Raw genomic sequence first — 13,580 nt, 5'->3', positions numbered from 1 at the left:
CCAGCCTAGTGAACGGGCAGCACGACGAGCCCTACACGCTCAGGTCAGGACAGGCGCTGCGCCACCTCGGCCGCCCAGTAGGTCAGGACGATCGACGCACCGGCCCGTCGGATGGCGGTCAGCGATTCCAGGATCGCCGCGTCGCGATCGATCCACCCGCGTTCGGCGGCGGCGGAGATCATCGAGTACTCACCGCTGATCTGGTAGGCCGCGACCGGCACGTCACTCATGTCGGCGACGTCGCGCACGATGTCGAGGTAACTCATCGCCGGCTTCACCATCACGATGTCGGCGCCCTCCTCGAGGTCGAGCCGGACCTCGCGCAGCGCCTCGACCCGGTTGGCCGCGTCCTGCTGGTACGTGCGCCGGTCGCCCTGCAACGACGAGCCGACCGCCTCGCGGAACGGGCCATAGAACGCCGAGGCGTACTTCGCGGCGTAGGCCAGGATCCCGGTGTCGGTGAAGCCCGCCGCGTCGAGGGCGGCCCGGATCGTGGCGACCTGGCCGTCCATCATCCCGCTCGGCCCGAGGAGATGCGCACCCGCCCGCGCCTGGGCCAGGGACATCGACACGTAGCGTGCGAGGGTCTCGTCGTTGTCGACGCGACCCCGACCGTCGACGACGCCACAGTGCCCGTGATCGGTGAACTCGTCGAGGCAGGTATCGGCCATCAGGACCGTGGCGTCCCCGAGATCGTCGCCGAGGGTACGCAGAGCCCGGTTGAGGACTCCGTCGTCGGCATCCGCACCCGACCCGGTGGCGTCCTTGTCCTCGGCGCGCGGCACCCCGAACAGCATGAGCCCGCCGACACCGGCGTCGACGGCCTCGGCCGCGGCGGCCCGCAGCGAATCCATCGTGTGCTGCACGACGCCCGGCATCGACGAGATCGGTACCGGGTCGTCGATGCCGTCGGCGACGAACATCGGCAGCACCAGATGTCGCGGCTCCAACGAGGTCTCGGCGACCAGCCGGCGCATGGCCGGGGTGGTGCGCAGGCGCCGGGGCCGGATCACGGGTGGCATGGGTCTCCTTCGTCTCACGGGCCCTTCGAGGCTCGTCGACCTCGACGCGCTCCTTCGTCGCTTGCTCGGCCCGGCGGCTATCGCTCCTCGCACCCTTCGAGGCTCGTCGCTGCGCTCCTCGCACCTCAGGGCGGCGCCTCAGGGAGCAGGAGCAGCTCAGGAACGCGAGCGACGAGACTTCTTGCGCGGGGGCGGAAGTGCGCCCTCGGCCCGAAGTCGGGCGGCGTGCTCGGCGAGCGCGTCGACGAGTTCGAGCACCGATGCGTTCTCCGGCTGCACATCCACCCGGAGGCCGAATTCCGTTGCGGTCTCGGCGGTCTTGGGCCCGATGCACGCGACGATGGTGCGCGCGTGCGGCTTTCCGGCGATGCCCACGAGATTGCGCACGGTCGAGCTGGAGGTGAAGCAGACCGCGTCGAAACCACCGGTCTTGATCATCTCGCGGGTCTCGGCGGGCGGCGGTGCGGCGCGCACGGTGCGGTACGCGGTGACGTCGTCGATCTCCCAGCCGCGGTCGCGCAGTCCCTCGGACAGTGTCTCGGTCGCGATGTCGGCGCGCGGCAACAGGACTCGGTTCACCGGGTCGAAGACATCGTCGTAGGGCGGGAAGTCCTCGAGGAGACCGAGCGAGCTCTGCTCACCCGACGGCACGAGTTCGGGGTTGATGCCGAAGGAGCGCACCTTCTCGGCGGTGGCCTCACCGACGCAGGCGATCTTGACGCCGGAGAACGCCCGGGCGTCCAGCCCGAACTCGGCGAACTTCTCCCACACCGCGCGCACCGCGTTGGTGGAGGTGAACACCACCCACTGGTACCGCCCGTCGACGAGACCCTTGACGGCGCGCTCCATCTGCGCGGGACTCCGCGGCGGCTCGACCGCGATGGTCGGCACCTCCTTGGGCATCGCACCGTGGCTGACGAGGCGTTCGCTCATGTCGCCGGCCTGGTCCTTCGTCCGCGGCACCAGGACGGTCCAGCCGTACAGGGCGCGCGACTCCCACCACGACAGCTTGCCGCGCGCACCCACGACCTTGCCGACCGTGACGATCAGCGGACCGGTGAGCGCGTTGCCCTGCTCGTTGAGCGTCGCGAGCGTGGCCTCGATGGTGCGCTGCGCACAGGTGGTGCCGTTGATGGTGATGGCGGCCGGGGTCTGGGGGGCCATGCCGTGCTCGGTGAGCGCGCTGGCGGTCTCGGCCAGGTGGCCCGATGTCGCGTGCAGCACCAGCGGGCCGGGGGCGGCGGCCAGCGCGGCCCAGTCGACCTCGCCGCGCACGTCGGCCTCGGTGTGGGTGGAACCGAGCGGCATGCCGGCGTAGCTCGGGACCACGGATGCGGCGGGCAGGCCCGGCAGCACCTCGAAGGTGACCGTCGTACGGGCGACGGCGTTGACCTCGGCGAGGACCGAATCGGTGGTCAGCGGGTCGCCGGCGACGACGCGCACGACGTCGTCGCCGTTGCGGGCCGCGGCCACGAGGGTCTTGGCGACCTCGGCCGGATCGCCGAGCGCCGGCCGGACCACCGATTCCTCGTCGGTCTGCCCGGCATCGGTCGCGCCGGCCTCGTCACCGGCGGCCTGCGAATCGTCGGCCGGTGCGGCGGGCGTCGACGCGGCGTCGTCAGCGGGCTTCTCGGCCTTCTTGGTGGATCGGCGAGTGTCGGCGGCGGGTTCGTCGCGATGCGCACTGCCGATCAGCGACACCACCGGCGCGGGTACATCGGGATCGATGTAGGCGGTGGTCGCGTTGGTGATCACGGTGCGTGCCCGCACGGTGAGCAGGTCTGGGTCCCCTGGACCCGACCCCACGAACAGGATCCGTCCGGGATTTGCCTTCTTCGTACGGCTCATGGGTTCGCACTCTCCTGCCCTCTCGGCGAGGGCTGCAGTTCGTTCTCTGCTAGGGAGAGTTGACGAGGTCGCCCGCTCCCAGCTCCAGCAGTTCGGCGGCGAGGTCCTTGCCCAGCTGAACGGCACGATCGACCGGACCCACCACCGAAGCGCGGATCACGTCCGACCCGTCCTCGGCCGCCACCGCCGCACGCAACGACAGTTCGGCGAAGATGCGCCCGTCCTCGTCGATCGACTCGACCACCTCGGCGATCGCACCGACCGGTGCGGTACATCCGGCTTCGAGAGCCGCGAGTACCGCCCGTTCGGCCTCGATGGCCGCGCGGGTGGACTGGTCGTCCAACTCGGCGAGAATTCTCACCAGTTCGGCATCGTCTGAGCGGCACTCCACAGCGAGTGCACCCTGCGCCGGCGCCGGCAGCATGACCACCGGTTCGAGCGCCTCGGAGACCACGTCGGTCCGTCCGATCCGCACGAGTCCGGCGCGGGCGACCACGACTGCGTCGAGTTCGCCGCTGGCGACTTTGCCCAACCGAGAGTCTAGGTTGCCTCGTAGGGGGCGGATTTCCAAACCGAGACCCAGTGCTCTAAGCTGCGCGGCCCGCCGCGGGGCCGAGGTACCGATCACCGAGCCGGGCGGCAGTTCGCCGAGCACCATTCCGTCGCGTGCGACCAGCGCATCCCGGGGATCGACGCGCGGCGGGATGGCCGCGATCGTGAGGTCGTTCTCGGGGGCGGTCGGGAGGTCCTTGTACGAGTGCACCGCGACGTCGACCTCGTTGTTCCGCAGCGCGACGCGGATCGCCGTGGTGAACACCCCGACGCCGATCTCGGTGACGGGGGCCGCCGAGGCGTCACCGGCGGTCTTGATGATGACCAGTTCGGCGGGATGTCCGGCGGCGGTCAGGGCGTCGGCGATGGTCTGCGACTGGGTCCGGGCCAGCAGCGAGCCCCGCGTACCGATCCGGATCGGCGCGGTGGAGGGTTCGCTCATCGGTCACCCAGATCGCCGGCCGCGTCGCCCGAAGGCAGGCCACCGAGATGGTCGGGAGCCGAAACCGCTTCGGCTGCACCGGGTTTGAGTTCGAACAGCTCACGCAGCGCCTCGGCGTAGTGATCCCCGTTGGGGGTCGAGGCGAGCTGCTTGACGCGCACGGTCGGTGCGTGCAGCAGCTTGTCGACGACGCGGCGGACGGTCTTGGCGACCTCGTCGCGCTGCGCGCCTTCGAGGTCGGGCAGGCGGGTCTCGAGGCGCAGGATCTCGGCCTCGACGACGTCGGCCGCGCGCTGGCGCAGGGCCGCGACGGTCGGGGTGACCTCCGCCTGACGCTGGTGCGTGAGGTAGTCGGCGAGCTCGGCGGCGACGATCGACCGGGCGGCGAGGGTGTCGTTCTCGGCGGCCTGGGTCTCGGAGTCGCCGCGCAGTCCCTCGATGTCGACGATGTGCACGCCGGGCAGGCGGGCCGCGGCGGGGTCGACGTTACGCGGGAGCCCGAGGTCGCAGATGACGAGCGGAGCTGCGTCCCCGGTACGGGCCGCGAGTGCCGAGTGCACCGATCCGACGCCGACGACCGCACCGATCGCGCCCGTACACGTGACGACGACGTCGGCGGTGGCCATCGCCTCCGGCAGGTCGTCGAGCCCGACGCCGCGGACACTGATTCCGTGGTTGGCGGCGATGTTGCCCGCGAGGTGGTCGGCCTTGTCGACGGTCCGGTTGACGACGACCATCTCGGTCACGCCCTCACGGGCCAGCTGCGCGGTCGCCAGACCGCCCATGGCGCCGGCACCGACGACCACCGCGCGGCGCAGGCGATGCGCGCCCGTCGCGGGATCGGTGAGCAGCGACTTGGCACGGTGCAGCGCGACGGAGACCACGGAGGCACCCGCGCGGTCGATCCCGGTCTCGGTGTGCACGCGCTTGCCGACCCGCAGCGCCTGCTGCGCCAGCTCGTGCAGCACTCGTCCGGCGGAGTCGTTGGCGTCGGCGCTGAGGTAGGCGTTGCGGATCTGGCCGAGGATCTGCTGCTCGCCGACGACGAGCGAGTCGAGGCCCGCCGCGACGGTGAACAGATGCTCGACGGCGGCCTCGGAGTAACGGACGTAGGCGTGGCGGGTCATCTCGTTGACGGTCATGCCGGAGTGGTCGCCGAGGACCGAGCCGACCGCCTCGAGTGCCGGGTGGAAGGCGTCGACGACGGCATAGATTTCCACGCGGTTGCACGTGGACACGAGCATGGCTTCGGAGATCGCGCGCGAGGAGAGCAGTTCGTCGATCAGTTTGGGGCGGTCGTGGTCGGAGACCGCCAACCGCTCGAGCACCTCGACGGGAGCACTGCGGTGCGATACCCCGAACAACAGAACACTCACGCTGTCACCGTTTCTTCACCCATCACATTTCCCTGGTGTCCGGCACTTCCCCGGTGCCCCCGCGTCGGCTTCGCCTCGCGCGCCTCCTTGACGTCGTCGCGCGGCCCGCGAGAGGCCTGGAAAGCCAACACCTGTAGTTCCAAGGCTAGATCAACTTGTCTGACGACAACATCCGACTCCGCCGGAAGCGACACGGGCGTGACGTTGAGCACCTGCCGGACACCCGCGGCCACGAATGCATCGAAGACGCGTCGGGCGTCGTCGTCGGCGGTGGCGATCACCGCGATCTCGACGGCCGGGACGACCTGTGCGCAGACGGCGGCGATGTCGGTCAGCGGGGCGACCCGCGGGCCGCCCGGCTCGAGAACCGCGCCGGTCAGGGCCGGATCGGCGTCGAACATCGCAGCGACCCGGAAGCCGCGTCCGAAGCCGGCGTGCGACAGCAGCGCACGGCCGAGCGAGCCGGCGCCCGCGAGCGCGACGGTGTGGATGCTGTCGGTGTGCAGCGTCATCGAGATCCGGGCGGTCAGCCTGCCCACGTCGTATCCGACGCCGCGCACGCCGTTGGCGCCGACGTAGGAGAGGTCCTTGCGCAGGATGGCCGGGTTGACCCCGGCTGCCGTCGCGAGCTCGCCGCTCGACGCCAGCAGGATGCCCCGACGACTGAACGAGCGCAGTACGTGCAGGTAGGTGGCCAACCGGGCGACCGTGGGACCGGGGATGTCGGTGGCCGGGCTGTCGACCGGGGGGACGGCAGACGCGGGAGGGTCGGCGTCAGCCGACTTCGCACGCTCCGCGCCCACACTCACTCCCGCACATTCGTCGGCGTCGACCAGACACCGAGACCCGACTCTTCCCAACGGGAACGAGGATATAACTTGCCTGTGAATCTGTTCACACGGCCCCTCGGGACCGGCCGTGCTGTGTTAGGCGGTGCGGCGCGGGATCCGGCGACTCACCGCCGGCCGGTGAGATCGGCCCGCAGGCGCGGCTCGTCGACCTCCCAGTAACTGTGCTCGTCGCCGTCGAGCAGGACGACGGGCAGCCGGTCACCGAACTCGGCGCGCAGGTCGCCCCGGCCGGCCTCGGCTGCCCGGTCGACGTCGACCTCGGTGAACTCGACGCCCAGGTCGGCGCAGATCCGGGTCAGGTCGGAGCGGGCTGCCGCGCAGGCCTGACACCCCGCACGGGTCAACAGTTCCACCGTCATGGCGACCATCCTCCCAGCGTCGTGATCGTGCGATCACCCGGGTGACCCCGCCCCGAGCGGGTGTGCGATCCGCCACCGCGCGCGGGGGTCGGACTTCGGGCCCCGGCACCACTAGGCTGTACCCGGCAAGCAGTGCTGGCGCTACGCGTGGGAGGTGGGCAGTGGGCGAGATCCCGGGCCCGGAAGACCGGCAGGACGACGAGACGCCCGACGACGCCACCGATCTCCCGCCCAATCCGATGCAGGGCGACGGCCCGACCGGCGACGACTGGGAGGCGCATGCCGCCCGCGTGGAGTTCACCGACGACTTCGACGAGGACGCCGAACTCCACGAACTCGTCGACGACGAGACCAACCGGGTCACCACCTGGATCTCCCAGCGGGCGACCGCGGCCACCGGTCGCTTCCGCCAGACCGCCCACGAACTCCGCCAGACGCTGGCCGGTGAGGCGAGCGCGAAGGCCGCCGTCGACTCGCTGCGTTCGCGCCCGACGGCCGAGATCCCGGGCGAACCGCGGCGCGACCTCACCGCGGCCGCCTTCTTCGACGTCGACAACACCCTGGTCCAGGGCGCGTCGATCGTGCACTTCGCTCGTGGTCTCGCCGCGCGGAAGTACTTCACCTACGGCGACATCATGGATTTCGCGTGGACGCAGGCGAAGTTCCGGATCACCGGCAAGGAGAATGCGCGCGATGTCGCGGAGGGCCGGGAGAAGGCGTTGTCGTTCATCGCGGGCAAGCCGACCTCCGAACTCGTCGAGCTCGGCGAGGAGATCTTCGACGACTACATCGCCGACAAGATCTGGCCGGGTACGCGGGCTTTGGCCCAGCGTCACCTCGATGCCGGACAGCAGGTCTGGCTGGTGACCGCGACACCCGTCGAACTCGCGCAGACCATCGCCGACCGGCTGGGGTTGACCGGTGCGCTGGGCACCGTCGCCGAGAGCGTCGACGGGGTCTTCACCGGGCGGCTCGTCGGCGACATCCTGCACGGCCCTGGTAAGGCCCATGCGGTGCGCGCGCTCGCGATCCGCGAGGGGCTCAACCTGAAACGCTGTACGGCGTACTCGGATTCGCACAACGACGTACCGATGCTGTCGCTCGTCGGCCGCGCGGTGGCGATCAACCCCGACACCGACCTGCGCGACGTCGCCAAGGTCCGCGGCTGGGAGATGTACGACTTCCGCACCGCGCGCAAGGCCGCCAAGTACGGCGCCGGTACCGCCATCGTGCTCGGCGCCGCGGGCGGTGGGGCCGCAGCCGCGGCGCGGTTCCTGCGGCAGCGCTGACCGTTCGACGCCGACGGCCCTGGCTCCCCGGATCAGAAGGGCGGTGGGTCGAGGCGGTCGAGTTCTTCGCGGGCTCGTTTGTTGCGGGCGCGTTCTTGTCGCCGGCGGGCCAGTTTGGCGTCCAGTCGGCTGTGCGTGCGCTCCGGATTGTCGGAGGCGATGACGCGTGGTGTGGGTGGGGCTTGGGCGGCTTGTTCGAACCGGATCCGCCGCAGGTTGGGGAAGGTGTCTTCCAGCGTTTCGGCGTCGCCGGACAGGGTGACCCCTTCGGGGGTCTCGTACTCGGTGACCAGGCGACCGTCGTCGTCGCGGTACTGCACATCGACCCAGTCCCCGTGGGTTTTGAACAGGTGACCGGGACGGCATTTGGCGTTGAGGTTCTCACTCGCGGTCGCCCCACCCCGGGCGGGGTCGGTGTGGTCGTATTCGGTGACGTGGTCGAGATCGCACGCGAACGCTGAACGGGTGCAGCCGGGTTCGGTGCAGTAGCCGTCGCGTACGCGTACGAAGTCAGCGCACGACGTGGTGGGCCGGTACCCGTTGCCGGGATGGGTCGCCGGATACACCACCGCTACGCCCGAGGCGAGGCCACCGGTCCCGCCGACATCACCGGGTTCGGCCGCCTCGACATCAGTGCCGCCGTGAACAGTCGACTCGACTGTGTCAGCCGGCGCGGGGCGATGGGCAGTTCGCTGTGCTGCATCGTCGGCGGTATCGGCGGTGTCGGCGACGTAGGTGGGTTGGGTGCGGGCGGGGGTGACCGGGGTGAGGGTGGCGTCGGGGCGGGCGGCGAGGTCACGGACGTGTTCGTCGCTGATGATGCCGTGCTCGTCGAGGAATCCGACCCCGGGTGCTCCGGCGAGGGTGGTGGCATCGGTGACGACATGGATCACGACTTCGGCGCGGACGGCGTCGAGGACGCTTTGCGGGTCGGGGATGTCGGCGGTGCACTCCTGCTCGTTGTCGTCGCATTGGCACTCGAATGGCGTGCGGGTCAGCAGGGCGAACATCGCATCGGATCGTCGTATCCCTTGGGTGCGGCCGTCTCGTTTGCAGACGGAGTCGGCGAGGATGGCGACGGCTTTGGCCGAGATCCGCACGTTCTCCGCCGACATCACCGCGGTGAGTTCGGCGGTGCCGTCGGGCAGTTCGTGGGTCCACACCCCACGCTGATCCATCGCGTCTTTGCGGCGTTGCCGTACCGCATCCGGATCGTGGCGGAAGACCAGGCGGTCGACCATGTCCCGCAACCGCGCCCGATCCCACACACCTGTGCGGCGGCGCACAGTGTCGGCGATCTCGGCATCCAACGCGGGGGTGATCGGGTCATCGGTGGGGATCAGTTCGGTGCGGGAGATGACCAACCGGATCTGCCACTGCGACAAGACCCCGTCACGCAGCGTGTCAGCAACCTCGGGGAGCCGATCCCGTAGTGCGATGGCCTCGTCTATGAGGGTTTCGGCATGCCGGCGGGACACCCCGGCTTGGCGGGCGATGCGGGCGGCGCAGTCCGCGTGGCCGTCCATGACGAACCCGGACGCGCTGGTGGTGATCAGGCGGTCGGTCATCGCCGCGATCGTCTGATACTGGTGCCAGGCAAGGTAGGACTCGCCTCGTCGGGTGGCGTCGAGGCCGGCCATCAACAACACCATGTCGGTCTCGGCGGCGTGGGCAGGATCGACCCCGGCGACGAACTCGCCCGGTAGATCGGTCCACGCCTTCACCACGCCCCCCGACGCCTGTCCGACCCACCCCTTTTCCGGGGCGTGTTCTGATACCAACCAATCTAAACCCGACCACCGACAATTCCGGATGAGCCTCCACAGCGCGTCACCGTCGTAGACGAAATAGACTCTGAGCGTTGCGGTCTGAGGTCGGCGAGGTTCGCCGATAGCTGAGTTGTGCGGGTCGCCAGGTGGTTTCGACACGGCGACTCGCCTAACGGCTCGTTGCCGGCTCAACCAGCGGGGGTGGGCGACTCGCCCAGCGGCTCGGGCCGGCTCAACCAGCGGGCCGGGGCCGCACCGTCGACGGACTTCGAGCACCGTCAACAACTTACTGCGACAACCGGATTCGGCCACCGCACCGCGTCGCCCCGGTCCTACAGCGAGTCCACCTCACTCATCGGGTCGATGAGGACCTTGGCGTGGTGTTCGGCGCGGCCGAGGGCATCGAATGCCGCTCCCACGCCTTCGAGGCCGACCGTCGCGGTGATCAGCGGTGCGACGTCGACCTTGCCGTCGGCCATCATGTGCAGCGTGTCGTGGAACTCGGCGGGGTCGTAGGCGAACACGAACCGCAACTCGTGTTCCTTGTTGAGCGCCATCGCCGGGCGGAAGGTGTCGGGTTCCATGCACACCCCGACCACGACGATCCGCGACCGGAACGGCGCCTCGGTCACGACGTGCTCGATCATCCCGGGCGTCCCCACACATTCGAAGACGACGGGGCCCTTCGGTGTGGCACCCAGGCGGTCGGCCATGCGGAAGACCGAGGACCATGGCGCCAGCGGAATCCGCCGCAGGGTCCGCATGGCATCGAACGCCGCGCCCAGCAGATCCTGGGCGCGAGTGATGTACTTGCCGACCTCGGCACATCGCTCGAACGGCAACGACACCGTCGGGTCGACGACGATGTCGGCCCCCACGCGATGAGCCAGCACCCGGCGGCCGGGTGACGGGTCGCTCGCGATGACCGTGCGAACTCCGTCGGCCTTCAGCATCGTGATGACGGCCAGCCCGATCGGGCCGCAACCCACGACGACCGCGACATCCCGGCGTCCCACCTCCCCGCGTCGGACCGCGTGATGGGCGACGGCCATCGGCTCGGTCAGCGCAGCATGCTCGGCGGGCAGGTTCTCCGGGATCTCGAAGGTCATGTCCTCCGACACCAGGACGAACTGGGCGTACCCGCCCGGCGCGGACTCCGACAGTCCGGTCAGGTGGGCGTCGGCGCCGTGCCGGATCATCGGGACCGACACCACCGGGGTCCCGGGAGACCAGCGTTTACGGCAACCGGGCCCGTAGGAGACCACCTCGCCGGCGAACTCGTGTCCCATGACCACCGACTGCCCGGATCGCATGAATGCGTCGTAGCCGACCTCGGCGGACACCTGCGCCGTGGCATCGGCATGGACCCGGGCGTGCAGGTCCGAACCACAGATGCCCGCGCGGAGAACGCGGAGCAGTACCTGACCCTTGCCGGGCTCGGGGGTGGGGATCTCCTCGACCGTCAGCTCGCCCTGCCGGCACACGACTGCACGCATGCTCCATGAGTATCAGCTGACGGACCGGAACGGGCGTCGAACGCGCGCCACGCCCCCGCGCGACACCGAGCTCAGCCGAAGTAGACGCTTCCGCGTCGGCTCAGCATCCGAAAGAGGGTCTGCTGGATCTCCTCGCGCACGTGGTCGGTGAGGTCGAAGACCACCATCGGGTCGTCGGCGGACGCCTCGTCGTAGGAGCCGGTCTCGATGGGCCGGCCGAAGTGGATGTGCCACTTCGACGGCAACGGCACCATGCCCAGCGGCCCGAGCCACGGGAACAGCGGGGTCACCGGGAAATACGGCAGACCGAGGATCTTGGCGAGCGGCTTGAGGTCGGCGAGCATCGGGTAGATCTCCTCGGAGCCGACGATCGACACCGGGATGATCGGCGCGGCGTTGCGCAGCGCGGTCGTCACGAACCCGCCGCGGCCGAACCGCTGGAGCTTGTAGCGGTCCTTGTACAGCTTGCCGATGCCCTTGTACCCCTCGGGCCAGACCGCGGTCAGCTCACCCGCGCGCAGCAGACGGTCGGCGTCGGAGTTGCACGCCAGCGTCGCACCGATCCGCCGCGCGACCTCACTGACGCCTGGCGTGTCGAAGGCCATGTCGGCGGCCAGGACCCGCAGGTACCGGCCCTCCGGGTGGTTGTCGCGCACGGCCAGCGAGGTGATCACGGCGTCGACCGGGATCGTGCCCGCGTGGTTGGCGACCAGGAGCGCCCCACCCTCGCGCGGCAGGTTCTCCACACCGGTGACCTCGACGCGGAACCACTTCTCGTAGACCTGCCGGATCGCCGGGAACCACACCGATTCGGTGAAGTGGGGATCGAATCCGAACTCGTCGACCTCGTACTCCCCCGCCATCCGTTCCCGGATGAACCCGGCGGTCGAGGTGAGGGTGTCGGCGACCGCGCCGCGCAGACCGCCCAGGCTGAACAGCGGACTCGATTTCGACGGACCGCGATGTTCGACGCCCAGCGCCTCGTCGGGAAGGGTGATCTCGTCGCTGATCGGGGTCACCTGCGCGGGCGCGCGGCCGAACCCATCGGTGTTGGGGTGTCCGAGCGTCGACGATCCCCGTTGCGCCGCTGCGCTTTTCGATCGTTCACGACCGACCTGCTGACTCGGATGGCGTCGGCGACCCGATTCCCGGACACCCCGGGCATCGGGACCCGTCGGCGATGTGTAGAGCTGAATGACTTTCGCGGTACGTGCATCTGTCGCTCCGCCACCTGCCAAAGTGCTCACCCCTAGCTGAGTCCTGGGTTCGAAATCCGGGCCGGGTCTGGGCTCGGGTTGCTGCCGGCACTCGGACCGCCGGGGCGAACGAGTCGCGGCGTAGGAGCGCTGGGCGCGATGTGGGTCTGGCGTCCAAGTCTAGAGGTTGCACCCACGTTGCGCATGCTCACGGCGACTTCACCGCCATCATGACCCTGAATTTCACTGCAACTGGTGGGCGGCCGACACGACCCGTCGCTCGAACGATCTCCACGAATCGGACCCGATCACCGGCGTCACCCCGCTGCGTTCGATGAAGTCGTCCAACGTCTCCAGCGTCGTGTACCGCGGGACGAAGCCGAGTTCGGTCCGCATGCGGGTCGTGTCGAGCACCCGGCCGTAGGTGAGGAACTCCGTCTGCGACGACCGCAGCTTCGCCGACCGCAGGTCCTGGAACACCCCCGCGATCGGCGCCAGCAGACTGCTCGGAACAGGCAGTTCGATGTGCCCGACGCGTCGGATCGCCTGCGTGAGCGTCACCACGCCCTCGCCCGAGATGTTGTAGGTGCCGACCTTCCCGGCGAGGGTGACGTGCTCCATCGCCGCGAGCGCATCCTCCTCGTGCAGGAACTGCAGGCGCGGCTGGAATCCGATCACCGTCGGCACGACCGGCAGGGAGAGGTACGAACTCATCCGGGTGGTGATGCGCGGACCCAACATGGCCTGCGGGCGGACGATGGTGATGTCGATGTCCTGACGCCGCCGACCGAGGCCGCGGACGTAACCCTCGACGTCGAGTAGATCTCGACCGTATCCCCGCTTCGGCTCCCGGGGAGCGCGCGTCTCCTCGGCGAAGTGCGACGGATCGCGGCTGCCCGCGCCGTACACCATGGCGGTGGAACGCAGCACGAGACGCTTCACCGATGGTGTGCGCTGGCAGGCCGCGCACACCTGCATCGCCCCGACGAGGTTGAACTCCTTGATCGCAGCGGAGTGCGGGGCGGTGTCGGCGATCGACGTCGCGGCGTGGACGACCGTGTCCACGTCATAGGCGGCGAGCGCCTTCGCGATCGTGGGACGCCGGATGTCCACCCGGAGGAACTCCGCTCGCCCCATCCGGCGAAGGAGATCCTTGCGCGGCACCCGCGAGTCCACGGCGAGCACCTTCTCGATGTCCGGATTGGCCGCGAGACGGGCCACCAGGTAGCCGCCGAGGAAGGTCGACGCCCCGGTGACCAGGACCACCCTGGGGGGTGCGGAGGTGGATTCGGCCATGCCCCGAGGCTATCGCCAGTCGGGCGTTCCGGCGCACCGAGGAATCCCGGAACGACAAAAGGACCCGCCGTGGCGGGTCCTGAT

General features: G+C 69.6%; 11 protein-coding genes. 1 reads left to right on the top strand and 10 read right to left on the bottom strand.

The window, feature by feature from the left end; translation table 11 throughout:
* Nucleotides 1-44: 44 nt before the first annotated feature.
* The 6 genes from hemB to A9310_RS02295 form a co-directional block, all read right to left on the bottom strand.
* Nucleotides 45-1,022, bottom strand: coding sequence for a porphobilinogen synthase (gene hemB / locus A9310_RS02320; RefSeq protein WP_065629206.1), 978 nt, complete (start codon nt 1,020-1,022; stop codon nt 45-47).
* A 156-nt stretch (nt 1,023-1,178) separates the two neighbouring features.
* Nucleotides 1,179-2,870: a bifunctional uroporphyrinogen-III C-methyltransferase/uroporphyrinogen-III synthase gene (locus A9310_RS02315; protein WP_055475195.1), complete on the bottom strand. Its 1,692-nt coding sequence runs from the start codon at nt 2,868-2,870 to the stop codon at nt 1,179-1,181.
* Between the two features lie 49 nt (nt 2,871-2,919).
* On the bottom strand, nt 2,920-3,864 hold the full coding sequence (gene hemC, locus A9310_RS02310) for a hydroxymethylbilane synthase (protein WP_065629205.1): 945 nt from the start codon (nt 3,862-3,864) through the stop codon (nt 2,920-2,922).
* A complete protein-coding gene (locus tag A9310_RS02305; protein ID WP_065629204.1) occupies nt 3,861-5,240 on the bottom strand; it encodes a glutamyl-tRNA reductase in 1,380 nt (459 codons plus the stop codon). The genes hemC and A9310_RS02305 overlap by 4 nt, the downstream gene beginning before the upstream one ends.
* Entirely contained in the window at nt 5,237-6,043 is an 807-nt protein-coding gene (locus A9310_RS02300) for a redox-sensing transcriptional repressor Rex (RefSeq protein ID WP_065629203.1), read from the bottom strand. The genes A9310_RS02305 and A9310_RS02300 overlap by 4 nt, the downstream gene beginning before the upstream one ends.
* A 152-nt stretch (nt 6,044-6,195) precedes the next feature.
* Nucleotides 6,196-6,450, bottom strand: a complete 255-nt coding sequence (locus tag A9310_RS02295) for a glutaredoxin family protein (protein ID WP_065629305.1) — start codon at nt 6,448-6,450, stop codon at nt 6,196-6,198.
* A 161-nt stretch (nt 6,451-6,611) separates the two neighbouring features.
* Here A9310_RS02295 and A9310_RS02290 point away from each other — a divergent pair, with 161 nt between their 5' ends.
* Nucleotides 6,612-7,739 (top strand): HAD family phosphatase, encoded by a 1,128-nt coding sequence (locus A9310_RS02290; protein ID WP_065629202.1) that lies wholly within the window; start codon nt 6,612-6,614, stop codon nt 7,737-7,739.
* Nucleotides 7,740-7,771: 32 nt separating this feature from the next.
* Here A9310_RS02290 and A9310_RS02285 read toward each other — a convergent pair whose 3' ends face one another.
* The 4 genes from A9310_RS02285 to A9310_RS02270 form a co-directional block, all read right to left on the bottom strand.
* Nucleotides 7,772-9,466 carry an HNH endonuclease signature motif containing protein gene (locus A9310_RS02285; RefSeq protein WP_065629201.1) on the bottom strand — a complete coding sequence of 565 codons (1,695 nt, stop codon included), beginning with the start codon at nt 9,464-9,466 and terminating at the stop codon, nt 7,772-7,774.
* 374 nt (nt 9,467-9,840) lie between these two features.
* A complete protein-coding gene (locus A9310_RS02280) occupies nt 9,841-11,004 on the bottom strand; it encodes a zinc-binding dehydrogenase (RefSeq protein WP_065629200.1) in 1,164 nt (387 codons plus the stop codon).
* A 71-nt stretch (nt 11,005-11,075) separates the two neighbouring features.
* Complete coding sequence (locus A9310_RS02275; protein WP_171011610.1) at nt 11,076-12,251, bottom strand: lysophospholipid acyltransferase family protein; 1,176 nt, start codon at nt 12,249-12,251, stop codon at nt 11,076-11,078.
* A 192-nt stretch (nt 12,252-12,443) separates the two neighbouring features.
* Complete coding sequence (locus A9310_RS02270; protein WP_065629199.1) at nt 12,444-13,496, bottom strand: NAD-dependent epimerase/dehydratase family protein; 1,053 nt, start codon at nt 13,494-13,496, stop codon at nt 12,444-12,446.
* Nucleotides 13,497-13,580: the final 84 nt, after the last annotated feature.

It is taken from the genome of Gordonia sp. UCD-TK1 (genome assembly GCF_001691435.1).
GTDB classification, from domain to species: Bacteria; Actinomycetota; Actinomycetes; order Mycobacteriales; family Mycobacteriaceae; genus Gordonia; species Gordonia hongkongensis.
Note: the sequence above shows the minus strand (reverse complement) of the source record. Positions and strands in the feature narration are given on the sequence as shown.

Excerpts from the sequence above, each read along its gene's own strand:
- hemB (WP_065629206.1), bottom strand. The coding sequence starts at position 1,022 with ATGCCACCCGTGATCCGGCCCCGGCGCCTGCGCACCACCCCGGCCATG.
- A9310_RS02315 (WP_055475195.1), bottom strand. The coding sequence starts at position 2,870 with ATGAGCCGTACGAAGAAGGCAAATCCCGGACGGATCCTGTTCGTGGGG.
- hemC (WP_065629205.1), bottom strand. The coding sequence starts at position 3,864 with ATGAGCGAACCCTCCACCGCGCCGATCCGGATCGGTACGCGGGGCTCG.
- A9310_RS02295 (WP_065629305.1), bottom strand. The coding sequence starts at position 6,450 with ATGACGGTGGAACTGTTGACCCGTGCGGGGTGTCAGGCCTGCGCGGCA.
- A9310_RS02280 (WP_065629200.1), bottom strand. The coding sequence starts at position 11,004 with ATGCGTGCAGTCGTGTGCCGGCAGGGCGAGCTGACGGTCGAGGAGATC.
- A9310_RS02270 (WP_065629199.1), bottom strand. The coding sequence starts at position 13,496 with ATGGCCGAATCCACCTCCGCACCCCCCAGGGTGGTCCTGGTCACCGGG.